This window comes from Variovorax boronicumulans (genome assembly GCF_019352895.1).
GTDB classification, from domain to species: domain Bacteria; phylum Pseudomonadota; class Gammaproteobacteria; order Burkholderiales; family Burkholderiaceae_C; genus Variovorax; species Variovorax boronicumulans_A.
Genome location: NZ_JAAAFX010000001.1, coordinates 1 through 21,937, shown reverse-complemented (window position 1 = coordinate 21,937; position 21,937 = coordinate 1). Strand labels below are relative to the sequence as shown.

Below are 21,937 nucleotides of genomic sequence, written 5' to 3'. Positions count from 1 at the left end.
CGCGCTTCACTTCGCCGCCCCCTGCCGCCCGACCTGTCACCGATCCCGAACTTGGCACTTCCTCGATGGCTTCACAAGATTTCGATGTCCTGATCGTCGGCAGCGGCCTCGCCGGCCTCTCCGCCGCGCTGCACCTGGCGCCCACCCACCGCGTGGCCGTGCTCACCAAGCGGGCCCTGAACGACGGCTCCAGCGCCTGGGCGCAGGGCGGCATCGCGGCCGTGCTGGCCGCGGGCGACAGCTTCGACGCCCATGTGGAAGACACGCTGGTGGCCGGCGCCGGCCTCTGCGACCCCGAGGCCACGCGTCTGGTGGTCGAAGGCGCGCCCCAGGCCATCGGCTGGCTGCGCGAACTCGGCGTGCCCTTCTCGGAAGAGGACGGCGACCTGCACCTGACCCGCGAGGGCGGCCACAGCCAGCGCCGCATCGTGCATGCCACCGACGCCACCGGCGCGGCCGTGCAGCAGGTGCTGATCGAGCGCGTGCGCCGCACGCCGAACATCACGCTGTTCGAGCACCACACGCTGGTCGACCTGGTCACCGGCACCAAGCTGGGCCTGGCCGACCCGGCCTGCGTGGGCCTCTACGCACTCGACGACGCCACCGACGAGGTGCTGGCCTTCCGCGCGCCGCACACCATCCTGGCCACGGGCGGCGCGGGCAAGGTCTACCTCTACACCACCAACCCCGACACGGCCACCGGCGACGGCATCGCCGCGGCCTGGCGCGCGGGCTGCCGGGTGTCGAACATGGAGTTCATCCAGTTCCACCCGACCTGCCTCTACCACCCGCATGCCAAGTCCTTCCTGATCAGCGAGGCGGTGCGGGGCGAAGGCGGGCTGCTCAAGCTGCCCGACGGCACGCGCTTCATGCCCACGCACGACGCACGCGCCGAGCTCGCGCCGCGCGACGTGGTGGCGCGCGCCATCGACTTCGAGATGAAGAAGCACGGCCTGGACTGCGTGCACCTGGACATCTCGCACCAGCCCGCGGCCTTCCTGCAGGAACACTTCCCCAACATCCTCGCGCGCTGCGCCGAGCTGGGCATCGACATCACGCGCGAACCCATCCCGGTGGTGCCGGCCGCGCACTACACCTGCGGCGGCGTGCTGAGCGACCTCGACGGGCGCACCGACCTGCCCGGCCTCTACGCCATCGGCGAGACCGCCTGCACCGGCCTGCACGGCGCCAACCGGCTGGCCAGCAACTCGCTGGTCGAATGCATGGTGTTCGCGCGCGCCGCGGCCGACGCGATCGCCAAGGCGCCCGTGCACGCGCGCACCGAACTGCCCGCCTGGGACGACAGCCGCGTTACCGATGCCGACGAGGCCGTGGTGATCTCCCACAACTGGGACGAGCTGCGCCGTTTCATGTGGGACTACGTGGGCATCGTGCGCACCAACAAGCGCCTGGAGCGCGCGAGCCACCGCATCGCGCTGCTGCAGGCCGAGATCCAGGAGTTCTACGCCAACTTCCACGTCACGCGCGACCTGCTGGAACTGCGCAACCTGGTGCAGGTGGCCGAGCTGATCGTGCGCTCGGCCCAGGCCCGCCACGAGAGCCGCGGCCTGCACTTCAGCCGCGACTATCCTTCGCTCGCCGAACCGACCGCACCGACGGTGCTGACGCCCACCGCGGGCTAGCTTCCCTTCTCTTCAACCGAGGATGCCCGGCCACCGACGCCCGCAGGAGAAAAGCCAACCATGTCGACCCCGCCACAACCCCAGCCCGAGACCGCATCGCCCTACGGCACGCTGCCGCCGGCCTCGCAGCCGGCCGCGCGCAAGCCCGTGAGCCTGCCGCGCATCGCCGACATGCATGCGCGCGGCGAGAAGATCGCGATGCTGACCGCCTACGACGCCACCTTCGCCGCCATGGCCGATGCCGCGGGCATCGACTGCCTGCTGGTCGGCGATTCGCTGGGCATGGTCTGCCAGGGCCTGAACAGCACCGTCGGCGTGAGCCTGGACACCATGCGCTACCACACCGACAGCGTGTCGCGCGGCCTGCGCCGCGTGCAGGGCACGGCCTGGCTGATCGCCGACCTGCCCTTCGGCAGCTACCAGCAGTCGCGCGAACAGGCGCTCGAAAGCGCCACGGTGCTGATGCAGGCCGGCGCCCACATGGTCAAGCTCGAAGGCGGCGGCTGGACCACCGAGACCGTGCGCTTCCTGGTCGAGCGCGGCATCCCGGTCTGCGCCCACCTGGGCCTGACGCCGCAGACCGTGCATGCGCTGGGCGGCTACCGGGTGCAGGGCAAGGGCGATGCCGGCGCGCTGCTCAAGCAGCAGGCGCATGCGCTGCAGGACGCGGGCGCGGCGATGCTGGTGCTCGAGATGGTGCCGGCCACGCTGGCGGCCGAACTCACGGCCGAACTGACGCACTGCGCCACCATCGGCATCGGCGCCGGCCGGGCCACCGCGGGCCAGGTGCTGGTGCTGCACGACATGCTGGGCATCAACCTCGGCAAGATGCCGAAGTTCGTGCGCAACTTCATGGCCGATGCGCCGGGCGTGCTGCCCGCGCTGCAGGCCTATGTCCGCGCCGTCAAGGACGGCAGCTTCCCCGACGATCGACGCCACGCCTGGTAAGAGCTTCTTCATCATGCACATCGCACGCACCATCCCCGAACTGCGCGAGCACCTCGCCGCGTTCCGCCGCCCCGCCTTCGTGCCGACCATGGGCAACCTGCACGACGGCCACCTGGCCCTGGTGAAGCAGGCCAAGCCCCTGGGCGACGTGACCGTGGCCAGCATCTTCGTGAACCGGCTGCAGTTCCTGCCGCACGAGGACTTCGACACCTACCCGCGCACCTGGGACAGCGACTGCGAGAAGCTGCGCGCGGCCGGCTGCGACGTGCTGTTCGCGCCCGACGAGCGCGCGCTCTACCCCGAGCCGCAGACCTGCAAGGTGCACCCGGACCCGGCCCTGGCCGACCTGCTCGAGGGCCACTTCCGGCCCGGCTTCTTCATCGGCGTGTGCACCGTGGTGATGAAGCTCTTCAGCTGCGTGCAGCCGCGGGTGGCGGTGTTCGGCAAGAAGGACTACCAGCAGCTGATGACGATCCGCCACATGGTGCGGCAGTTCGCGCTGCCGATCGAGATCGTGGGCGGCGAGACCTTCCGCGCCGCCGACGGCCTGGCGCTGTCCTCGCGCAACGGCTACCTCAGCGAGACCGAACGCGCCGAGGCGGTGCAGCTGTCGAAGACGCTGCAGGCCATGGCCGCGGCCGTGCGCGAAGGCGAGCGCGACCTGGCCGCGATCGAGGCGCGCGCGATGCAGACGCTGACGGCCCGCGGCTGGCAGCCCGACTACCTGGTGCTGCGCCGCCGGGCGGACCTGCTCGCCCCCTCGGCCGGCGAGCCGCTGGTGGCGCTGGCCGCGGCGCGGCTGGGCAACACACGGCTGATCGACAACCTGGAAATCGACACCTGAGGCTCAGTCGAGATCGGCCTCGATCCAGCCGCGCAGGCTGTTGACGAAAGCCATGGCCTGCACGCGCGGCAGGTCCTCGACACGCACCACGGCTTCGGCGAGCCGCCCCTCGGCCAGCGTCTGTGCGCGGCCGATGCCGCCCAGCAGGCCGCAGTACAGCGGCGGCGTGACCCAGCGGCCGTCGAGCTGCAGCGCGATGTTGCCGCGCGTGGTCTCGGTGAGCTCGCCGTGCCGGTTCCACAGCAGCGTGTCGAACACGCCCGCACGCGTGGGCGCGAAGGCCTCGTAGTGCGCGCGCCGCGTGGTCTTGAAACGCACGAACTCGCTGTCGGTCGCCTCGAAGGGACGGTCGGCCAGCTGCAGCCGCACGCGTGAGGGCGCGGCCTCCTGCGCAAAGGCCTGGGCCTGTGAGCGGCCCCGCGCATCGAGCAGCAGGCGCACGCGCCACAGGCCCTCGGGATGCGCCGCGCGCAGCACATCGAGGCACTGCGCCACGGCCTGTGCGTCCCAGGGATAGGCGAAGTGCGCGGCTGCGGCCGCCATGCGCGCCAGATGGGCCTCGCGGTGGCGCAGCTGTCCGTCTTCCAGCGCCAGCGTCTCGAGCAGCGCGAAGGGCGCGCTCGCCCGTTCGAGGAAGGCGCGCTTGTGGCGCCACTCCTGCCACTCGCCGTCGGTGCCGGCATCGGCGGTGATGCCGCTGCCGATGCCGCAGCGGGCCGTGCCGCCCTGCAAGGTCACGGTGCGGATCGGCACGTTGAAGGTGGCCGCGCCGCCGGGCTGCACCACGCCCACGGCGCCGCAATAGATGCCGCGGGGCACGGGCTCGAGGTCACGGATCAGGCGCATCGCCGCGACCTTGGGCGCACCCGTGACCGAGCCGCAGGGAAAGAGCGCGGCGAACAGGTCGGCCAGGCTGCAGCCGGCGCGCGTGCGCGCCTCGACGTCGGAGGTCATCTGCCACACGGTGGGCAGGGCCTGGGTGTGGAACAGCCGCGGCACGCGCACCGAGAAGGGCTCGGCCACGCGCGACATGTCGTTGCGCAGCAGGTCGACGATCATCACGTTCTCGGCCCGCTCCTTGGCCGAACTGCGCAGCCAGGCCGCGGCCGCGGCGTCGGCCTCGGCATTGGCACCGCGCGCGGCCGTGCCCTTCATGGGGCGGGCCAGCAGGCGCCGCTCGCGCCAGTCGAAGAACAGCTCGGGCGACACCGACAGCAGCTGCTCGTCGCCCGCGTCGATGAAGGCCGCGTAGCCGCCGGGCTGGGCCCGCTGCAGGGCCGCGAACAGCGCGTGCCGTGCGTCGTCCGAGAGCGCGCCCGGTTGCGCCTGCAGGGGCGCCGTGTAGTTGAGCTGGTAGAGCGCGCCGGCCGCGATGGCGCGGTGGATCTCGGCCATCGCACGGTCGAAGGCGGGCCGCGTCAGCGTGTCATCCCACTGCAGCGAGGGCGCGGCCTCCTCGGCCGGCGCGGGCCACGGCCGGGTGCCGTCATGCACGCCAAACCAGGCCAGCGGACCGTCCGCGGCGTGCACCGCCAGCGCGGGATCGAAGGCCGATGCGGCCTCGTAGCGCAGGTAGCCCACGCACCAGCGGCCCTGCCGCGCGTGCGCCTGCACGGCATCGAGCAGCGGTCGCACCTTGTCGGGCGTGTGCGCGACCAGCGTCTCGCGCGGCGTGCCGAAGGCATGGCGCAGGCGCGCACCGTCGGGCGACCCGGGCGTGCTGAAGTCGATCAGCGCCGAGACGCTTGCCGTCATCAGGCCGCGCCGATCCCCGCCACCAGGCTGCCGGGCGCAAGGCCCTGCTTGAGCCCGGCGGTGAAGGCCAGCATGCGGTCGATCGGCACGCGGGCGCGCAGGCCCAGCGCGGGGTCCACATGCACCTCGCCCGATCCGGTCTCGAGGGCGCGCGCCAGGTCGGCCAGGCCGTTCATCGCCATCCAGGGGCAGTGCGCGCAGCTCTTGCAGGTGCCGCCGTTGCCGGCCGTGGGCGCCTCGATGAAGGTCTTGCCCGGGTTGAGGGTGCGCAGCTTGTGCAGCATGCCGCTGTCGGTGGCGACGATGAATTCCTTCGCGTCCAGGCGCTGCGCCGCGTTCAGGATGGCCGAGGTCGAGCCCACCGCGTCGGCCAGCGCGATCACGTCGGCCGGCGACTCGGGGTGCACCAGCACCTTGGCCTGCGGGTGCTCCTTCATGAGAAGTTCAAGCTCCAGCGCCTTGAACTCGTCGTGCACGATGCAGGCGCCGTTCCAGCTGACCATGTCGGCGCCGGTCTGGCGCTGGATGTAGTCGCCCAGGTGGCGGTCCGGGCCCCAGAGGATCTTCTGCCCGGCCGCATGCAGCGCGTTGACCACGTCGAGCGCACAGCTCGAGGTGACCAGCCAGTCGGCACGCGCCTTCACGGCCGCGCTGGTGTTGGCGTAGACCACCACGGTCCGGTCCGGATGCCGGTCGCAGAAGGCACTGAACTCGTCGACCGGGCAGCCCAGGTCGAGCGAGCAGTTCGCGTCGAGGTCGGGCATCAGCACGCGCTTCTCGGGCGACAGGATCTTCGAGGTCTCGCCCATGAAGCGCACGCCCGAGACCACCAGCGTCTGCGCCGCATGGTCGCGGCCGAAGCGCGCCATCTCCAGCGAGTCGCTCACGATGCCGCCGGTTTCCTCGGCCAGGTCCTGCAGGTCGGGGTGCACGTAGAAGTGCGACACCATCACGGCATTGCGTTCACGCAACAGGCGGCGGATGCGTTCCTTGAGCGCGATGCGCTCGTCGGGCGAAGGCTCGGGCGGCACGCGCGCCCAGGCGTGGCGCGTGTCGCAGACCGAGCCCTGGGCCGGTTGTTCGTAGTCGACGTCGATGACCGGGGACGACATGGCAGCTCAGCCTTCCTGGAAACGCATCGAGTAGTCGGTGGCCTTGACGTCCTTGGTCAACGCGCCCACGGAGATGCGGTCGACGCCGGTCTCGGCCAGCGCGCGCAGGCCGTCCAGTGTGACGCCACCCGAGATCTCCAGGATCGCCTTGCGCTCTTCGCCGGCCGCATCGTTGATGCGCACCGCCTCGCGCAGCGTGGGCAGGTCCATGTTGTCGAGCAGCACCATGCGGGCGCCGGCCTCGAGCGCCTCGTGCAACTGGGCCAGGGTCTCGACCTCGACCTCGACGAAGGCGGCCTGCGACGCCACCGGCGCGACCGCGCGCAGCGCGGCGGCCACGCCGCCGGCGGCGGCGATGTGGTTTTCCTTGATCAGCACCGCGTCGTAGAGGCCGATGCGGTGGTTCAGGCCGCCACCGGTGCGCACCGCGTACTTCTGCGCCAGGCGCAGGCCCGGCAGGGTCTTGCGGGTGTCGACGATGCGGGCCCGCGTGCCCTTCACCGCGTCGGCGTACAGCGCGGTCTTGGTCGCGACCGCGCTCAGCAGCTGCAGGAAGTTGAGCGAGGTGCGCTCGGCCGTCAGCAGCGCGCGCGCCCGGCCTTCGATCTCGAGCACCGTCTGGTCGGCGGCGCAGCGCTCGCCTTCGGCGCACAGCCAGGTGATGCGCACCTCGGGATCGAGCTGCCGCAGCGTGGCCTCGACCCAGGGCGCGCCGCAGACCACGGCCGCTTCGCGCGCCAGCACGCGGGCACGGGCCCGGCGGCCGGGGTCGACCAGCGAGGCGGTCAGGTCACCGTCGGCGACGTCTTCCTGCAGGGCACGGGTGGCATCGGACAGGGCCAGCGCGGCCACGGCCGACGCCGAAAAATCAAAGCGAAGGCTCATGGCGCTCGGTCTCTGTGTTCTTGTTCTGGGTTCAACGAGGGGACACCGGTCCGGCCGAAGCCGGCGACTCCGGCACCGGGTCGCGGCCGGTCAGCGCGACGACCGCATCCTGCGGGCTCACACGGCCGTCGAGCAGCGCGACCACGCCTTCGGCGATGGGCATCTCGATGCCCAGGCCGCGCGCGCGCTGCACCACGGTGCGCGCGCAATACACGCCTTCGGCCACATGGCCCAGCGAGGCGACTGCCTGCGCCAGCGTGCGGCCCTGGGCCAGCAGCAGGCCGACCTTGCGATTGCGCGACAGGTCGCCTGTGGCGGTCAGCACCAGGTCGCCCAGGCCCGACAGGCCCATGAAGGTCTCGGCACGCGCGCCCAGCGCGAGGCCGAAACGCGTCATCTCGGCCAGGCCGCGGGTGATCAGCGCAGCGCGCGCGTTGAGGCCCAGCGCCAGGCCGTCGCACAGGCCGGTCGCGATGGCGAGCACGTTCTTGACCGCCCCGCCGACCTCGACGCCGACGATGTCCTCGTTGGCGTAGACGCGCAGCGCCGGTCCGTGGAAAGCGTCGACCAGCGCGTCGCGCACGATCGCATGCGGGCTGGCCGCGACCAGCGCGGTCGGGCGGCCTTCGGCCACTTCCTGCGCGAAGCTGGGGCCGCTGAGCACGCCGGCACGCAATGCGGGCGCGACCTGCGCCCAGATCTCGTGCGCCAGCAGGCCATGGGACGTGGGGGACGAAGCATCGCGCGCGGGCTCGACGCCCTTGCACAGCCAGGCCACGGGCACGGTACAGCCGCGCAGCGCGACGAGCTGGTCGCGCAGGGCCGCCATCGGCGTGGCCACGATGACCAGGTCGGCGCCGGCGCTGGCCGTGCCGATGTCGCCGCAGCGCACCGCCAGCGCGGCCGGCAACGCCAGCCCCGGGAGGTAGCGGGTGTTCTCACGCGCCGTCGAAATGGCTTCGGCCTGGGCGGCATCGCGCGCCCAGAGCGTGACTTCGTGGCGGGCGGCCGCATTGACGGCCACCGCCGTGCCCCAGGCACCGGCGCCATGAACGCAGATCTTCATCGGCGTTGGCGGCGTGCGGCCGGTTTACTGCGTGACGATGGGCGAGGGCTGGCCGGCCGCGGCAGCCTGCTGCTGCTCGTACATGGCCTGGAAGTTGATCTCGGCCAGGTGCACGGGCGGGAAGCCGCCGCGCTGGATCACGTCGGCCACGTTGCCGCGCAGGTAGGGATAGACGATCTGCGGGCAGGCGATGCCCAGGATCGGACCCATCTGGTCTTCGGGCAGGTTGCGGATCTCGAAGATGCCGGCCTGCTTGGCTTCGACCAGGAACACGGTGCGGTCCTGCACCTTGGTCTGCACGGTGGCGGACACGGTGATCTCGTAGATGCCGTCGGCCACGGGCTGGGCGTCGACGCCCAGCTGGATGTCGACCGTGGGCTGTTCCTGCTCGAGCAGGATGGCCGGCGAATTGGGCTGTTCGAGCGACAGGTCCTTGAGGTAGACGCGCTGGATCTGGAACACGGGATCAGGGGTATCGGCCATGGCTCAACTTTCGAGAATCAAAACAATGCCCGCCGGGGAGAGGTTCCCGCAGCGGGCTGCAGATGAATGAGACGGCGATTATCGCCCCACCGCGGGGCGCATTCCGCTCAGGCGCCTTGCAGCAGGGGCACGAGGCCGCCGCGGCCGTCGAGCGCGATCAGGTCGTCGCAGCCGCCGACGTGCGTGTCGCCGATGAAGATCTGCGGCACGGTGCGGCGCTGGGTGATCTCCATCATGGCGGCGCGCGCCTGCGGGTCGGTGTCGATGCGGATCTCCTCGATCTGCTCGACACCCTTGGATTTGAGGACCTGTTTCGCGCGAATGCAGTAGGGGCAGACGGCGGTGGTGTACATCTTGACGGCTTGCATACGCTGTACCTTGGGGACGATGGCGGGTTTTCAACGCCGCGCAAACCGGCTGCGCGGCCCGTGGGCTCAGGCCTTTTCCGGGGCCTTTTCAATCGGCAGGTTAGCGTCTTTCCAGCCCTTGAGCCCGCCGGCAACCACTTGGGCCTGCTCGTAACCGAGTTTCTTGGCCACGGCCAGCGCGCGCTGGGCGCGGGCGCCCGAGGCGCACATCAGCAACAGCGGCACACCCTTGTTCTTGACCGTGGTCGGCAGCTTCTGCTCGAGCTGGTCGAAGGGCACGTTGCGGGCGCCGGTCGCGTGGCCGGCGGCGAATTCGGCGGCGTCACGCACGTCGACCACCACCCCGCGCTCGCGGTTGATCAGTTGCACGGCGCCCTGCGCCGTGAGCGAGCCACCGCCGTTGCCGCGGATCAGCGGCCAGGCCAGCATGCTGCCCGAGCCGACCGCGAGCAGGATCAGCATCCAGTTGTCGACGATGAATTTCACAGGGTTCCTTGAATGGCAAACCGCCGATTTTAGAATGGCGGTTCATGCAGGCTCCTGCATTCCCGAATCTCAATCTCCGCCAAAGGCCTTCCCCATGCACAAACTGGTACTGATCCGCCACGGCGAGTCGACCTGGAATCTCGAAAACCGCTTCACCGGCTGGACCGACGTCGACCTGACCGAGACCGGTGTCGAACAGGCCAAGCAGGCCGGTCGCCTGCTCAAGGCCGAGGGGTACGATTTCGACGTGGCCTACACCAGCGTGCTCAAGCGCGCCACGCGCACCCTGTGGCACACGCTCGACGAGCTCGACCGCACCTGGCTGCCGGTGGTGCACTCCTGGCGCCTCAACGAACGCCACTACGGCGGCCTGCAGGGCCTCAACAAGGCCGAGACGGCCAAGGAATACGGCGACGAGCAGGTGCTGGTGTGGCGCCGCAGCTACGACACGCCGCCGCCGGCACTCGACGCGACCGACCCGCGCAGCGAGCGCGGCGACCTGCGCTACGCCAAGCTCGCGCCCGAGCAGATCCCGCTGACCGAATGCCTGAAGGACACGGTGGCGCGCGTGCTGCCCTTCTGGAACGAGTCGATGGCACCCGCCATCCGCAGCGGCCGCCGCCTGGTGGTGGCCGCCCACGGCAACTCGATTCGCGCGCTGGTCAAGTACCTCGACGGCGTCTCCGACAGCGACATCGTCGGCCTGAACATTCCCAACGGCATCCCGCTGGTCTACGAGCTGGACGACGAGCTCAAGCCCCTGCGCCACTACTACCTGGGCGATGCCGCGGCCGCCGCCAAGGCCGCCGCGGCGGTGGCTTCTCAAGGCAAAGGTTGAAGATTAAGGAACCCTGGTAGAAGAATTGCTTCAAAGCTAGCTGTATATTGGCTTGACACCCGACTAGGACACTCATTACATGGGCCAGAAACTCAAGATCACCGGCTGGGTTGCAGCCGGCGCCGTGGCCGGCGTGCTGACCACCGTCTCGCTGCAGACCGTGGCGCGTGGCTCGCTGGCACCGTTGCCGCTCGAGGAGCTGCAACAGCTCGCGGCGGTGTTCGGGATGGTGAAGACCGACTATGTGGAGCCGGTGGACGAGAAGAAACTCATCTCCGACGCGATCGCCGGCATGGTCGCCGGGCTCGATCCGCACTCCCAGTACTTCGACAAGAAGTCCTTCAAGGAATTCCGCGAAGGCACCACCGGGCGCTTCGTGGGCGTGGGCATCGAGATCTCCCAGGAAGACGGGCTGGTCAAGGTGGTGTCGCCGATCGAGGGCTCGCCGGCCTTCCGCGCCGGCCTCAAGCCCAATGACCTGATCACCAAGATCGACGACACCGCGGTGCGCGGACTGTCGCTCAACGACGCGGTCAAGCGCATGCGCGGCGAAGTCAACACCAAGGTGATGCTGACCATCTACCGCAAGGACGAGAACCGCACCTTCCCGGTCACGATCACGCGCGAGGAAATCCGCACGCAATCGGTGCGCGGCAAGGTCATCGAGCCGGGCTATGGCTGGATCCGCCTGTCGCAGTTCCAGGAACGCACGGTCGACGACTTCGTCAAGAAGGTCGAGGAAATCTACAAGCAGGACCCCAACCTCAAGGGACTGGTGCTCGACCTGCGCAACGATCCGGGCGGCCTGCTCGACGCGGCGGTGGCCATCTCGGCGGCCTTCCTGCCCGAGAACGTGACGGTGGTGTCCACCGACGGCCAGCTCGCCGAGAGCAAGTTCGTCTACAAGGCCGCGCCCGAGTTCTACCAACGCCGCTCCGGCACCGACCCGCTGCGCGGCCTGCCCGCGGGGCTCAAGACCGTGCCGCTGGTGGTGCTGGTCAACGAGGGCTCGGCCTCGGCCAGCGAGATCGTGGCCGGCGCGCTGCAGGACCACAAGCGCGCCACCATCATGGGCAGCCAGACCTTCGGCAAGGGCTCGGTTCAGACCGTGCGCCCGCTCGGCCCCGACACCGGCCTGAAGATCACGACCGCGCGCTACTACACGCCCAGCGGTGCCTCGATCCAGGCCAAGGGCATCGTGCCCAACGTGCTGGTCGACGAAAGCGCCGAAGGCAGCCCCTACGCCGCCCTGCGCATGCGCGAGGCCGACCTCGAGAAGCATCTGGCCAGCGGCCAGGGCCCCGAGCAGAAGGACCCCGAGCGCGAGAAGGCCCGGGACGAGGCCCGCAAGCGCCTTGAGGAAGAAGCCAAGAAGCCGCCGCAGGACCGCAAGGTGCCCGAATTCGGCAACGACAAGGACTTCCCGCTGCTGCAGGCCATCGCCAGCCTCAAGGGCGCACCGGTCATCGTCAGCAAGACGCAGGTGATCGTCGACAACAAGGAAGAGAAGAAGGACAACTGAGTCGCCGCCGGGCCTGGCCCCGGCACGCACGCAGGCAGGAGCCCATGGACGACGAAGCCCTGCTGCGCCACTCGCGGCATGTTCTGCTCGAGGAGTACGGCATCGACGGCCAGGCGCGCGTCGGTGCCGCGCATGCGCTGATCATCGGCGCGGGCGGGCTCGGTTCGCCGGCCTGCCTCTACCTTGCGGCAGCCGGTGTCGGCCGCATCACGCTGGTCGACGACGACACGGTGGATCTCACCAACCTGCAGCGCCAGGTCGCCCACACCACCGCGCGCGTGGGGCAATCCAAGGTGGCCTCGGCCGCCGAGGCGATGCGCGCCATCAACCCCGACATCGTGATCGTCCAGCATGCGGTGCGCGCCGATGGCGCCCTGCTCGACACGCTGGTGGCAAGCGCCGACGTGGTGCTCGACTGCAGCGACAACTTCGTCACCCGCCAGGCGGTCAACGCGGCGTGCGTGGCCCACGCCAAGCCGCTGGTGGCGGGCGCCGCCATCCGCTTCGATGGGCAATTGAGCGTCTACGACCTGCGGGACCCGGCCTCGCCCTGCTATGCCTGCCTGTTCCCGCCCGACGCCGAATACGAGGAAACGCGCTGCGCCGTGATGGGCGTATTCGCGCCGGTGGTCGGCACCATCGGCACGCTGCAGGCCAGCGAGGCGCTCAAGCTGCTGGCCGGCATCACGCCTTCGCTGGCCGGGCAGCTGCTGATGTTCGACGGTCGCCGCACGGCCTTCGACAGCCTGAAGGTGGCGCGCGACCCGCACTGCAGCGTGTGCGCGCAGCGCGCCGGCGGCTGAGGCCAGGCGGCGCCCTTCCTCTCGTCGCGCTCAGGGCTGCTTGGCGCCCTTGGCCCGCGCCGCGCCATTGGCGGCGGCGCCTGCGGTCGGGCGGTTCGCATCCGCCAGCACGCCCTTGCAGTCCGAATCCTCGCCCGGCCCGGTCTCGATGGTCGCGGCCAGCGCCAGCAGCGGATTGATCGCGCCGAGCGCCAGGGCCGCCAGGCCGCGTCCGGCCAGCGGCGCGACCTCGACGCCGCCCTTCGGGTCGCCGAAGGTGCCGCCGACGACCAGCGGTGTGCGGATCGAGAGGATGCTCTTGCTCTTGGGCTCCGGATGGATCACGAAGTCGAGCGTCTCGTTGGCCAGATTGGCCTGCCCGGTGGCGGTGAACAGCGCATTGGTCGTGTCGACCACCAGCGTGCGCCCGGTCATCAGGCCCTTGTTGACGTCGAAGGCCACGGCCGCGCAGCGCAATTCGACATTGCGGTCGCCGCGCAGCAGGAACTTGATGATGTCGCCCCCGACGAGGGTTGCGAACACGGGCAGCAGGTTGCCGAACTGGCCACTGCCCGAGAGCACCGCGACGTCGCCCGAGGCCCCGCCGAGCCAGCTGGCCACCGAATTGCCCGACCCCGAGAGATTGAGGCGACCGCCGAACTTGCCCACGCTGTTGCCCGTGGTCTCGAGCTTGGGGAACAGGCGGGCCAGCTGCATGCCGCGCAGATCGAGCGAGGCCCGGATGTCGGCCGGGTTCTTTGCCGCATCGATGCGGATGGCGCCGACCATCTTGCCGGCGGCCACCCCCAGGTCTAGGGGGTCGAGCGTGAGCACGCGGTCCTGCAGCTTCACGTGCACGCTGCCCTTGTCCAGCGGCACGTCGCGCACGTTGCGGATCCGGTCGGCGCTGTAGCGCACGTCGGCGTTCATGGCGCCCAGGCGCTCGAAGTCCAGCGTGGCGGTCGGCAGCACCTTGTCCTGGCCGTTGCGCTGGGGCCGCTTGACCTGCGTCACGGTCGGCGGCGGCGCGACGCCCTCCACCGCATTGGCCGAGCGCGCCGTGGGCGGCAGGCCGATCAGCGGGCCCAGGTCGTCCATGTCCATCACCTGCGAGCGCAGCGTGCCCGACAGCGTGGGCACCTTGGTGCCCTGGTTGAACTGCATGTCGCCGCCGATGTCGGACAGGCCCAGCTTGCCCTTCAGGCCCTTGACCTCCCACAGGCTCGCGCGCTTGCCGAGCTGGCCGCTGAGGGCGTAGGGCGAGGTCTGCGGCAGCGCGATGCCGAGCAGGCCGTAGAGGTCGCCCAGGCTCTGGCCGCGCAGATCGAAGCTCGCATCGATGCCGTCGAGGCCGCTGAGCGTCGCGACCGTGCCCGCGGCCTTGAGCCGCGTCTGGCCCGCGCGCGCCTCGATCTCCAGCGGGAAGGGCGGCTGGCCAGGCCCGGTGGCGGTGAGCTGCATCACGTTGCCGGTACGCCCTTGCGCCGTCAGCGGCTGGCGCTGGTAGCGGCCCTTGATGCGGTAGCTCAGGGGCATCTCGCCCTTGCTGCTGTCGTACGCCACCTCGGCATGCAGGTCCACGCCCAGGTGTTCGGCCAGAAAGTCGACGCTGCCCTTGTCGACCTGGATCTGCCCGATGGTCGGCACGGAGCCCTCGTCCGCGGTGTCCTTGCCGAGCGCCCAGGTCCGGCGGCCGTCTTTCTCCATCTGCAGGCCCACCGCTGGCGCGACCATCATCAGGCGCGGCATGACCACCTTGCCACGAAGCAGTGGCCAGATCCTCAGGTCGAGTTCCGCGCGCTCGGCACGCACCAGATAAGGGTCGCGCGCCCAGGCCGGATTGGCGAACTCGATGCCGTCGAGCTTGACGGTGGCGCTGCGCCAGCCGAGATCGACGTCGAGGTGGCGGGTGATCGCGAAGGTCCGGCCGGTCTTCTCACTCACGTAGCGATTGACCGGACCTCGCAGCATGTCCCATGGAAAGAACATCACGACCAGGACCAGCACCGCGAGCAAGGCCACGCATGCCGTTGCGATGCGAAAGGCCCAGCTTCTTCTTCTGCCCTGCTGCTTGTCTTGCATGGGATCAATCTCCGTAAGGGGCCTATGGGGTGCTGATGGCGGGTTCGCGGCCGGTGCCGAGGCCAGGCTTCCACGCGCCGTGCCGCCATTCAGAGCGCCAGCCTAAACGGCAAAGCCACGGGCCCGGGTCGGCCCGACAAGTCAGCCCGTGTGAGCAGCGGCCTACGGCTCGCGCCCAGCCGAAGTCCGAAGTGGGATTGCGCCTACAAGGTCCGCCCGCTCGTGCTTGCATGGGCCCTTGCCGTGGGCTCTACGATGACACATGCCTGCATCATGGCGAATCGCCAGCGCGACGGGCGGGAGAGTGAGCCTGTCGAGATGGCAACGAGATTGAAAACCTACATCGTCGAAGACAACGTCACCATCCGGGAGAATCTGGTCGGGGCACTGGAAGAACTCGCACCGGTCGAGGCCATCGGCCATGCCGAAGCCGAGAGCGAGGCCAGGGACTGGCTGGTCGCCCACCAGGACGCCTGGGAACTGGTCATCGTCGACCTGTTCCTCAAGCAAGGCAGCGGGCTGGGGGTTCTGCAGGCTTGCGCGACGCGCCAGCCCCATCAGAAAGTGGTGGTTCTCAGCAACTACGCCACACCGGACATCCGCACGCGCTGCGCGCAGTTGGGCGCGGATGCGGTGTTCGACAAATCCAACGAGATCGAAGCGCTGATCGACTTCTGCGCCGCGCAAGCGGTCGCGCGCCTGTACGGAAGCGCTCCCTCCTGAACGGTGGCACCGATGCGCTGCACCGTCGCCGCATCGCCCGATCCGGGCGACAGCGGACGGCGGTGGGGATCAGTCGATGAGCTTGTTCTTCAGCGCGTAGTAGGTCAGGTCGCTGTTCGAGGAGAGGTTCATCTTCTCCATCAGCCGGGTGCGGTAGGTGCTCACGGTCTTCACCGACAGCGACAGCGTCTTGGCGATGTCGCCCGCCGTCTCGCCCTTGGCGAGCTTCAGGAACACCTGGAACTCGCGCTCCGACAGCTGTTCGTGCGGTGCCGCATCGTCCTTGCGGTCGAGTTGGCGTGCCAGCAATTCGGCCACGGCCGGCGTGATGTAGCGGCGGCCCAGCGAGACGGTACGGATCGCATTCACGATCTCGATCGGCTCGCACTCCTTGTTGAGGTAGCCGCTCGCGCCCTGACGGATCAGGTTCATCGCATAGTGCTCCTCGGGGTAGCCACTGAGGATCAGGATGCCGACATCCGGCGCCTTGGCGCGAATCATCGCGAGCGCATCGATGCCGCTCTGGCCGGGCATGGAGAGGTCCATCACCAGCACGTCCAACTCCGTCGTGCGCACCAGTTCGATCGCCTCGCGCCCGGTTCCCGCCTCGCCTACGACGCGCAAATCCACATGCTCGGAGAAAAACTGCCGCAAGCCGGACCGAACGATGGCGTGGTCATCCACAATTCCGATCTTGATCATCTGTCATCCTCTTTGTTGTCGCGCACTCGTAAGTCGCGATATATCGTTCCCTGAACGGCATCGATTATTCACGAAATTGATCACAGGACCGTCAGCGGAAGCCTCTACATGCGTTGGTTAGCTTTTCCCAAGATGGCCTTGAGCCTGACCCTGGCCCTGCTGGCGGCGGTGATGCTCGTGGGCATCAACGAGGCCGGATTTCGCCAATCGACCCGCGCCCTGGAAGAAGTCGGCCAGACCCAGCGCATGCGGGTGGCCCTCAACCTGCTGCTGCAGAACGTGGTCGATGCGGAAACCGGCCAGCGCGGCTACCTGCTGACCGGCGAGGCCCACTACCGCGAGCCGTACGACAACGCCATCCGCCAGGTCGATGGCCAGCTCCACCTGCTGCGCGCCCTGTATGCCGACCGGCCCGACGACAGTGCCAAGCTGGCGGTGTTGTCGACCCACGTGGCACGCAAGCTGGCCGAGATGGACATGAGCGTCCGCCTGCGCCAGAACGGCAACGACGACGCCTGGAAGTTCGTCATCACCACCGATGTGGGCCGCGAGGAGATGGAGGCCATCCGGGCCCAGGCCAGTGCGCTGGTCAACAGCAACGATGCCGCCATGGCGCTCGGCCAGGTGCAGATCGCGCGATCGTTGCAGCTGGCCCGCGTCGGCATCGCCATCGTCGCGCTGGCCGCACTGCTCGCCTTCTACCTCTATCTGCGCCAGAGCCATGCCCTGCGATCGGCGGGCGAGCGCCAGCAGGAGGCGCTGCAGCGCGAACGCAATGCACTCGAAACAGAGGTGCAGGAACGCACCGCGTCGCTGGCCGAACTGGCCACCCACCTGCAGGAAGTGCGCGAAACCGAACGTGGCTACCTGGCGCGCGAGCTGCACGACGAACTCGGCTCGCTGCTCACGGCAGCCAAGCTCGACGTCGCCCGGCTCAAGTCGCGCCTGGCCGACACGCCCGATGCGATCCAGCGCCTGCAGCATCTCACGGAGCTTCTCAACAGCGGCATCGCGCTCAAGCGGCGGATCATCGAGGACCTGCGCCCTTCTTCGCTCTCCAACCTGGGGCTGGTCGCCTCGCTGGAAATCCTGGGCCGCGAATTCGCCGACCGCTCCGGCCTGCAGATCGAGATGTCGCTCGAACCGTCGGTGCTCGACGAAGCCCGGCAGCTCACCATCTACCGGATGGTGCAGGAGAGCCTGACCAACATCGGCAAGTACGCGGAGGCCACCGAGGCCACCATCGTGATGAAGAACTACGGCAACCACGTGATCGTCGAAGTGACCGACAACGGCCAGGGTTTCGACACCCAGCGCGCGCGCCCTTCCACCCACGGCCTGGCCGGCATGCGCCACCGGGTCGAAGCGGCACAAGGCAAGCTCACGGTGGCGTCCACGCCCGGCAACGGGACCCGGCTCACGGCCATGCTGCCGGTTCGCCGCGTCGTCGCGACACCGCCGGCGGCCAGCGTGCCGCCGGAACGCTGACGCTGCTCTCCTACGAGCCCCGCGCACGGCTGCTGACACGCCGGCGCGAGTGGCCTCGCTAAGGTTGACTCCAAGCTGCCCACAACGGCCCACCGATGCCTTCCAGCGTCGAGCGGACGCCGTTACGATGGGCAGGCCAAGAGCTCAATCTCCCAGAAAGGATCACTTCCATGAACACGAAGACCGCATCGCAACTCGCCGACGAAGCCAGCCGCACCGCCAACGACGCCATCGAGTCGACCCGCGCTTACGCCCAGAACGCCGTGAACGCCGCGGGCGAGAAGGTGCGCGACCTGCGCCGCGAGGCCGAGCCCAGCGTCGAACAGATCGCGGCCCGCGTGCAGCAGGCCGTGCAGCGCGGTCTGGATGCCGCCTCGACCACCAGCGCACGCGCGCAGCGCCGCCTGGAGCAGGCTGCCGACGTGACCGGCAAGTACATCTCCGACCAGCCCGTGCGCTCGGTGCTGATCGCCGCTGCCGCAGGCGCTGCCATCACCGCGCTGATCGTGCTCGCCAGCCGCCGCGGCAACCGGGACGACTACTGAGCCCCTGACGGCTGCTGACCCAGTCCCCGCTCGCGCACCATGCTTCATCCCCTCTATGCAACGGTGCTCGGGCATCCGGAGCTCATCGCCGAACACGTCGGCAACTACGCCGCCCTGATCAAGCTCGAAGCCGCACAGGCCGGGCGCGGTCTGGGCGCGCGCATTGCCGCCGGCGTGGTCGCAGCCATCGGGCTGCTGCTGGCGCTCGGCCTGGCCGGCGTGGCCGCCATGCTCTACGGCATGGAAGGACGTTTCCACTGGACGCTGGTCGCCATACCCGCAGGATCACTGTTCATCGCCGTGATCGCGGGCTGGATCGCCTGCCGCCCTCTTGCCTGGAACGGCCTGGCCGAGGTCCGCGCACAGTTCGACGAAGACCTGCGTGCGCTGCATGCCGCCGGAGGTCGCCGTGGCGATTGACCGTGATGCCCTGACACCGCAGCAGCGCCTGGCGCTGTCTCGGCGTGCGCTGTTCCGGCAGCCCGCCCCTGTTCCAGACGAAGCCTACGATGCGCCCCTGGAAGCTGCTGAAGCCTCTGCCTTGCGCACCGGCCATTCCACGGCCAGCGCGTTCTCGCTGCACGACCTGCCCTGGCTGGACATGAGCCGCAGCGTCGCCGTGCGTTGGTGGCGACGACATCCGGCCAACGCCGCGTGCCAGCTGGCCCGCCCGGTGCTGCAGCGCTTTGCCGAGGAACGCCCCGGCCGGCTGATGGCCGTGGCGGCCGGCACCGGTGCACTGGTAGTGCTGGTCAAGCCGTGGCGACTGCTGTCGGTCACCGCAGTGCTGGCCATGCTGCTCAAGACCTCCGATGTGGCCGACATGGTCACCACGCTGATGCAGCGCGACGACGACAGGCGTTGAGGCATGCAGCATCCATCAAAAAACCCGGCGCAGGCCGGGTTTTTTGCTTTGCGATGGCGGTGTGCGCACCCGCTCCTACATCGCCCGCACTTCCAGCTGGTTGTCGACCTTGCTCACGCCGTTCACGGCTCGCGCGATGGTTTCCGCCCGCGCCTTCGCCTCGGTACTCGGTGCCGGCCCGCGCAAGGTGACGGTACCGCCCTGGGTGTCGACGTCGATGCGGGTAGCGCTCAAGGCCGGATCCTTGGCCAAACCGGCCGACACGCTGGCCGTGATGGTGGCGTCACTCACGCCGGCCGACACGGCCGCGCCGGTTTCCCTGGCGGCTTCCTTGATCTTGTCCAGACCCTGCTGCATGGCCGGCTCGGACGCCTTCACCTTGGCTCCGGCCTCGCGCGCCAGGGCTTCCGTGCGCGCCGCCGCTTCGGTCGCGGCCTGCTGAGTGCGCGCGATCGCCGAATCCACCTTCTCGCCCGCACTGCGTTCGTCGGCCTTGTCGCAGGCCGCCAGCGCGAGCAAAAGGCCCAGCAACGCAAAGCGTGCCAGGCCCGGCAGGCGCCCGTGTGGCGCCCTGTGCATCGAAGTATTCATGACCATACCCCTTCAGACAGGGGCCCCGTCGGGGCCCGTCGTGAACTCAAAGCTTGTTGGCACCATCCTTGATGGCGTCCTTGGTCTTTTCCTTGACGTCGCCATAGGTGCTCTGCACCTTGCCGGCGACCTTTTCCGCAGCGCCTTCGGCTTCGAGCGACTCGTTGCCCACCACGCGGCCGGCCACTTCCTTGACCTTGCCCTTGGCTTGGTCCACACGGCCTGCGACTTGATCCTTGTTCATGATTTGCCTTTCGGAGAGTTGGAAGAAAGCGCCTCATCGAGACGACTGAAGTCACTCTGATCCCGCGCCGACGACCGGCACCGTCGCCATTGCCTCAAGCCCCTGTAGGACGGTGCAGCGTCAGGCGCTGACGATCCAGCCCTCGAGCGGATCGAGATCGGCGGGCAAGCCGAAGCCCGGCCCGGCGGTGTCCGCATGCCGCGATGCCCAGGCCGCCTGGACCAGGCACAGCACCGCATCGAGCGCATCGCCGCGCGCATCCGCCAGCAGCTGGTCGCGCTGTGCATGCGTGAGCGACAGCCGCAGGTCGAGCCGGGTCGCGCCACGCTCCAGCGCCGAGAGCAGATCGGCGCGCGCCACCCAGCGCTCGGTGTCCTGGCGCGCGACGTCGTCGCTCTTGTAGCTGCGCCGGCCGATCAGTTCGCGCGCCAGCAGGCCGGGGTAGGCCTCGAGCGCGATGCGCGTCGCCGCTGGCACCGCATGCAGGCCCGGCAGTGCAGCACCGGCGGCCAGCAGCCGCGGCACGCCCGCATGCAGCATGAAGGCCACCGGCGGGTTCACCCATTTCATCGACGGGCTGGAGCCCGCCGGCAGGTCGGTGCGCCGGTGCGCGAACTTGCCGCCCACCGGCCGCGCGTCGCAGAAGGCCGCGAAGGCGTCGCGGATCTGGGCACGGTCGAGGCCCGCGTAGTGCGCCATGCAGGCCTGCCATTCCAGCGGCCAGCCCAGTTGCTCGACGAGCTCGCGCGGCAAGCCGAAGGGAAGATCGAAGCCGCCGATCCAGGCTGGCGTGTCGTGCAGCCACTGGCCCCAGCCATCGAGCGTGGCAAAGGTCTGCAGCTTCGACAGGGTCACGCGCGCACCGCGCACGGCCCCCAGCGCCACCACGATCGGCTTGCGGGCCGAGGGCGCACTGGAAAAATCGCAGCCCAGCAGCACGGGCAGCTGCGGCGTCATCGGCCCACCCGCCTCATCCCAGGGCCAGCGCAATCACGCCGACGGCGATGAAGCAGGCGCCGACCAGGCGCAGCACGCGGTCGCCTTCGCGCAGCAGGTGCCCCCCGATCAGCGCGGCGAAAAGCATCGAGACCTCGCGCGCGGGCGCCACGTGCGAGATCGGCGCCTGCTGCACCGCGTACAGCACCAGCACATAGGACACCGGGCTGATGGCGGCAACCAACAGCGCGTACTTCCACTGCTCGCGCCACAGCCGCACGGTGGTGGGCCGATCGCGCAGGGCCACGGGCAACAGCAGCACGATCCGCACCAGATTGCCGAAGTAGTCGAGCAGGATCGGCGACATCGCGAGGAACTTGACCGCGTAGCTGTCGACCACGGTGTAGGCCGCGATGAAGGCGCCGGTGAGGATGCCGTAGCGGATGCCCTTGTGCACGCGATCGCGCTGCGCCGCATCGTGCGGGCCGCGCCACAGCCGCGGACCGCCCGCCACCAGGAACACGCCCAGCACCACACCGACGATGCCGACCAGGCCCACCACGCTGATGCGTTCGCCCAGGAACAGAATGGCCACCAGCGAGGACAGCAGCGGACCGGAGCCGCGCGCCAGCGGGTACACCACCGTGAGGTCCGACTTGCGGTAGCCACGCAGCAGCGTGACGTAATAGACCACGTGCAGCACGCCGCTCACCCCGATGAAGGCCCACTCCTTCGCGCCCCACTGCGGCACCACGTTCCAGCCCAGCCACAGCCCCACGGGGCCCCAGACGAACATCATCAGCACGCTGGTCTGGAAAGCGAAGCGCGCGTCCCCATTGGCCTTCTTGGCGGCGATGTTCCAGCTGGCGTGAATGATCCCGGCCAGCAGGATCAGGGCGAAGGCGGAAAGCGGCACCGCGGTCTAGGTGTGAAGGCCCAATAGGTTGTTTCGGGTGTTCACCCGGAGAAGTTTTGAGAGACTGGAAATCGCCAAACGCCCAATCCACTCAAAACCCCGAACCGGATGAA

At 69.3% G+C, this 21,937-nt stretch carries 24 protein-coding genes; 11 read left to right on the top strand and 13 right to left on the bottom strand.

Annotated features, from left to right (window positions below):
* Window positions 1–65: 65 nt before the first annotated feature.
* From nadB to panC, 3 genes are read left to right on the top strand one after another with little or no spacing between them, the layout of a single operon-like run.
* Window positions 66–1,643 (top strand): L-aspartate oxidase, encoded by a 1,578-nt coding sequence (gene nadB, locus K0H49_RS00120; protein WP_219209124.1) that lies wholly within the window; start codon window positions 66–68, stop codon window positions 1,641–1,643.
* A 60-nt stretch (window positions 1,644–1,703) separates the two neighbouring features.
* Complete coding sequence (gene panB / locus K0H49_RS00115; protein ID WP_219209123.1) at window positions 1,704–2,591, top strand: 3-methyl-2-oxobutanoate hydroxymethyltransferase; 888 nt, start codon at window positions 1,704–1,706, stop codon at window positions 2,589–2,591.
* 13 nt (window positions 2,592–2,604) lie between these two features.
* The gene (panC, locus tag K0H49_RS00110) at window positions 2,605–3,435 is read left to right on the top strand and encodes a pantoate--beta-alanine ligase (RefSeq protein ID WP_219209122.1); all 831 of its coding nucleotides are present in this window, start codon (window positions 2,605–2,607) and stop codon (window positions 3,433–3,435) included.
* A gap of 3 nt (window positions 3,436–3,438) precedes the next feature.
* On the opposite strand, the gene pabB is transcribed toward panC, so the two are convergent.
* The 7 genes from pabB to K0H49_RS00075 all read right to left on the bottom strand — a co-directional run bounded on the left by pabB (window position 3,439) and on the right by K0H49_RS00075 (window position 9,590).
* Window positions 3,439–5,190 carry an aminodeoxychorismate synthase component I gene (gene pabB, locus K0H49_RS00105; RefSeq protein ID WP_219209121.1) on the bottom strand — a complete coding sequence of 584 codons (1,752 nt, stop codon included), beginning with the start codon at window positions 5,188–5,190 and terminating at the stop codon, window positions 3,439–3,441.
* Window positions 5,190–6,302: a quinolinate synthase NadA gene (gene nadA / locus K0H49_RS00100; RefSeq protein WP_219209120.1), complete on the bottom strand. Its 1,113-nt coding sequence runs from the start codon at window positions 6,300–6,302 to the stop codon at window positions 5,190–5,192. Before nadA ends, pabB begins: the two co-directional genes overlap by 1 nt.
* A gap of 6 nt (window positions 6,303–6,308) precedes the next feature.
* Window positions 6,309–7,187 carry a carboxylating nicotinate-nucleotide diphosphorylase gene (gene nadC / locus K0H49_RS00095; RefSeq protein WP_219209119.1) on the bottom strand — a complete coding sequence of 293 codons (879 nt, stop codon included), beginning with the start codon at window positions 7,185–7,187 and terminating at the stop codon, window positions 6,309–6,311.
* Between the two features lie 31 nt (window positions 7,188–7,218).
* A complete protein-coding gene (locus tag K0H49_RS00090) occupies window positions 7,219–8,253 on the bottom strand; it encodes an NAD(P)H-dependent glycerol-3-phosphate dehydrogenase (RefSeq protein WP_219209118.1) in 1,035 nt (344 codons plus the stop codon).
* Window positions 8,254–8,277: 24 nt separating this feature from the next.
* The gene (secB, locus tag K0H49_RS00085) at window positions 8,278–8,736 is read right to left on the bottom strand and encodes a protein-export chaperone SecB (protein ID WP_219209117.1); all 459 of its coding nucleotides are present in this window, start codon (window positions 8,734–8,736) and stop codon (window positions 8,278–8,280) included.
* 107 nt (window positions 8,737–8,843) lie between these two features.
* Window positions 8,844–9,104 carry a glutaredoxin 3 gene (grxC, locus tag K0H49_RS00080; RefSeq protein WP_183025072.1) on the bottom strand — a complete coding sequence of 87 codons (261 nt, stop codon included), beginning with the start codon at window positions 9,102–9,104 and terminating at the stop codon, window positions 8,844–8,846.
* A gap of 66 nt (window positions 9,105–9,170) precedes the next feature.
* Window positions 9,171–9,590: a rhodanese-like domain-containing protein gene (locus K0H49_RS00075; protein WP_219209116.1), complete on the bottom strand. Its 420-nt coding sequence runs from the start codon at window positions 9,588–9,590 to the stop codon at window positions 9,171–9,173.
* A 94-nt stretch (window positions 9,591–9,684) separates the two neighbouring features.
* Between K0H49_RS00075 and gpmA the strand changes: the two genes are divergently transcribed.
* From gpmA to K0H49_RS00060, 3 genes are all read left to right on the top strand, one after another.
* On the top strand, window positions 9,685–10,428 hold the full coding sequence (gpmA, locus tag K0H49_RS00070) for a 2,3-diphosphoglycerate-dependent phosphoglycerate mutase (protein ID WP_219209115.1): 744 nt from the start codon (window positions 9,685–9,687) through the stop codon (window positions 10,426–10,428).
* 79 nt (window positions 10,429–10,507) lie between these two features.
* A complete protein-coding gene (locus K0H49_RS00065) occupies window positions 10,508–11,950 on the top strand; it encodes a S41 family peptidase (RefSeq protein WP_219209114.1) in 1,443 nt (480 codons plus the stop codon).
* A 44-nt stretch (window positions 11,951–11,994) separates the two neighbouring features.
* Window positions 11,995–12,753, top strand: a complete 759-nt coding sequence (locus K0H49_RS00060; protein WP_219209113.1) for a HesA/MoeB/ThiF family protein — start codon at window positions 11,995–11,997, stop codon at window positions 12,751–12,753.
* Window positions 12,754–12,783: 30 nt separating this feature from the next.
* Here the strand turns inward: K0H49_RS00060 and K0H49_RS00055 are convergent, their stop codons facing one another.
* Window positions 12,784–14,814 carry an AsmA family protein gene (locus tag K0H49_RS00055; RefSeq protein WP_219209112.1) on the bottom strand — a complete coding sequence of 677 codons (2,031 nt, stop codon included), beginning with the start codon at window positions 14,812–14,814 and terminating at the stop codon, window positions 12,784–12,786.
* Window positions 14,815–15,087: 273 nt separating this feature from the next.
* Here K0H49_RS00055 and K0H49_RS00050 point away from each other — a divergent pair, with 273 nt between their 5' ends.
* A complete protein-coding gene (locus K0H49_RS00050; protein ID WP_257624512.1) occupies window positions 15,088–15,537 on the top strand; it encodes a response regulator in 450 nt (149 codons plus the stop codon).
* Between the two features lie 69 nt (window positions 15,538–15,606).
* On the opposite strand, the gene K0H49_RS00045 is transcribed toward K0H49_RS00050, so the two are convergent.
* Window positions 15,607–16,239, bottom strand: a complete 633-nt coding sequence (locus K0H49_RS00045) for a response regulator (RefSeq protein WP_183025065.1) — start codon at window positions 16,237–16,239, stop codon at window positions 15,607–15,609.
* A 108-nt stretch (window positions 16,240–16,347) separates the two neighbouring features.
* On the opposite strand from K0H49_RS00045, the gene K0H49_RS00040 reads away from it, so the two are divergent.
* The 4 genes from K0H49_RS00040 (at window position 16,348) to K0H49_RS00025 (ending at window position 19,137) form a co-directional block, all read left to right on the top strand.
* A complete protein-coding gene (locus K0H49_RS00040; protein WP_257624511.1) occupies window positions 16,348–17,727 on the top strand; it encodes a CHASE3 domain-containing protein in 1,380 nt (459 codons plus the stop codon).
* Window positions 17,728–17,897: 170 nt separating this feature from the next.
* A complete protein-coding gene (locus K0H49_RS00035; RefSeq protein ID WP_183025064.1) occupies window positions 17,898–18,272 on the top strand; it encodes a hypothetical protein in 375 nt (124 codons plus the stop codon).
* A gap of 39 nt (window positions 18,273–18,311) precedes the next feature.
* A complete protein-coding gene (locus K0H49_RS00030) occupies window positions 18,312–18,692 on the top strand; it encodes a hypothetical protein (protein ID WP_219209111.1) in 381 nt (126 codons plus the stop codon).
* The gene (locus K0H49_RS00025) at window positions 18,682–19,137 is read left to right on the top strand and encodes a hypothetical protein (protein WP_374122278.1); all 456 of its coding nucleotides are present in this window, start codon (window positions 18,682–18,684) and stop codon (window positions 19,135–19,137) included. The genes K0H49_RS00030 and K0H49_RS00025 overlap by 11 nt, the downstream gene beginning before the upstream one ends.
* A 75-nt stretch (window positions 19,138–19,212) precedes the next feature.
* On the opposite strand, the gene K0H49_RS00020 is transcribed toward K0H49_RS00025, so the two are convergent.
* The 4 genes from K0H49_RS00020 to K0H49_RS00005 form a co-directional block, all read right to left on the bottom strand.
* Window positions 19,213–19,728, bottom strand: a complete 516-nt coding sequence (locus tag K0H49_RS00020) for a BON domain-containing protein (protein ID WP_219209109.1) — start codon at window positions 19,726–19,728, stop codon at window positions 19,213–19,215.
* 46 nt (window positions 19,729–19,774) lie between these two features.
* Entirely contained in the window at window positions 19,775–19,972 is a 198-nt protein-coding gene (locus tag K0H49_RS00015; protein ID WP_219209108.1) for a CsbD family protein, read from the bottom strand.
* A 120-nt stretch (window positions 19,973–20,092) separates the two neighbouring features.
* A complete protein-coding gene (locus K0H49_RS00010) occupies window positions 20,093–20,929 on the bottom strand; it encodes a DUF429 domain-containing protein (protein WP_219209107.1) in 837 nt (278 codons plus the stop codon).
* 13 nt (window positions 20,930–20,942) lie between these two features.
* Window positions 20,943–21,824 carry an EamA family transporter gene (locus K0H49_RS00005; RefSeq protein ID WP_219209106.1) on the bottom strand — a complete coding sequence of 294 codons (882 nt, stop codon included), beginning with the start codon at window positions 21,822–21,824 and terminating at the stop codon, window positions 20,943–20,945.
* Window positions 21,825–21,937: the final 113 nt, after the last annotated feature.

What these genes read in the sequence shown, in the direction of transcription:
- nadB (WP_219209124.1), top strand. Translation starts at nt 66, where the DNA reads ATGGCTTCACAAGATTTCGATGTCCTGATCGTCGGCAGCGGCCTCGCC.
- panB (WP_219209123.1), top strand. Translation starts at nt 1,704, where the DNA reads ATGTCGACCCCGCCACAACCCCAGCCCGAGACCGCATCGCCCTACGGC.
- panC (WP_219209122.1), top strand. Translation starts at nt 2,605, where the DNA reads ATGCACATCGCACGCACCATCCCCGAACTGCGCGAGCACCTCGCCGCG.
- pabB (WP_219209121.1), bottom strand. Translation starts at nt 5,190, where the DNA reads ATGACGGCAAGCGTCTCGGCGCTGATCGACTTCAGCACGCCCGGGTCG.
- nadA (WP_219209120.1), bottom strand. Translation starts at nt 6,302, where the DNA reads ATGTCGTCCCCGGTCATCGACGTCGACTACGAACAACCGGCCCAGGGC.
- nadC (WP_219209119.1), bottom strand. Translation starts at nt 7,187, where the DNA reads ATGAGCCTTCGCTTTGATTTTTCGGCGTCGGCCGTGGCCGCGCTGGCC.
- K0H49_RS00090 (WP_219209118.1), bottom strand. Translation starts at nt 8,253, where the DNA reads ATGAAGATCTGCGTTCATGGCGCCGGTGCCTGGGGCACGGCGGTGGCC.
- secB (WP_219209117.1), bottom strand. Translation starts at nt 8,736, where the DNA reads ATGGCCGATACCCCTGATCCCGTGTTCCAGATCCAGCGCGTCTACCTC.
- grxC (WP_183025072.1), bottom strand. Translation starts at nt 9,104, where the DNA reads ATGCAAGCCGTCAAGATGTACACCACCGCCGTCTGCCCCTACTGCATT.
- gpmA (WP_219209115.1), top strand. Translation starts at nt 9,685, where the DNA reads ATGCACAAACTGGTACTGATCCGCCACGGCGAGTCGACCTGGAATCTC.
- K0H49_RS00065 (WP_219209114.1), top strand. Translation starts at nt 10,508, where the DNA reads ATGGGCCAGAAACTCAAGATCACCGGCTGGGTTGCAGCCGGCGCCGTG.
- K0H49_RS00060 (WP_219209113.1), top strand. Translation starts at nt 11,995, where the DNA reads ATGGACGACGAAGCCCTGCTGCGCCACTCGCGGCATGTTCTGCTCGAG.
- K0H49_RS00055 (WP_219209112.1), bottom strand. Translation starts at nt 14,814, where the DNA reads ATGCAAGACAAGCAGCAGGGCAGAAGAAGAAGCTGGGCCTTTCGCATC.
- K0H49_RS00050 (WP_257624512.1), top strand. Translation starts at nt 15,088, where the DNA reads ATGGCGAATCGCCAGCGCGACGGGCGGGAGAGTGAGCCTGTCGAGATG.
- K0H49_RS00045 (WP_183025065.1), bottom strand. Translation starts at nt 16,239, where the DNA reads ATGATCAAGATCGGAATTGTGGATGACCACGCCATCGTTCGGTCCGGC.
- K0H49_RS00040 (WP_257624511.1), top strand. Translation starts at nt 16,348, where the DNA reads ATGCGTTGGTTAGCTTTTCCCAAGATGGCCTTGAGCCTGACCCTGGCC.
- K0H49_RS00035 (WP_183025064.1), top strand. Translation starts at nt 17,898, where the DNA reads ATGAACACGAAGACCGCATCGCAACTCGCCGACGAAGCCAGCCGCACC.
- K0H49_RS00030 (WP_219209111.1), top strand. Translation starts at nt 18,312, where the DNA reads ATGCTTCATCCCCTCTATGCAACGGTGCTCGGGCATCCGGAGCTCATC.
- K0H49_RS00020 (WP_219209109.1), bottom strand. Translation starts at nt 19,728, where the DNA reads ATGAATACTTCGATGCACAGGGCGCCACACGGGCGCCTGCCGGGCCTG.
- K0H49_RS00015 (WP_219209108.1), bottom strand. Translation starts at nt 19,972, where the DNA reads ATGAACAAGGATCAAGTCGCAGGCCGTGTGGACCAAGCCAAGGGCAAG.
- K0H49_RS00010 (WP_219209107.1), bottom strand. Translation starts at nt 20,929, where the DNA reads ATGACGCCGCAGCTGCCCGTGCTGCTGGGCTGCGATTTTTCCAGTGCG.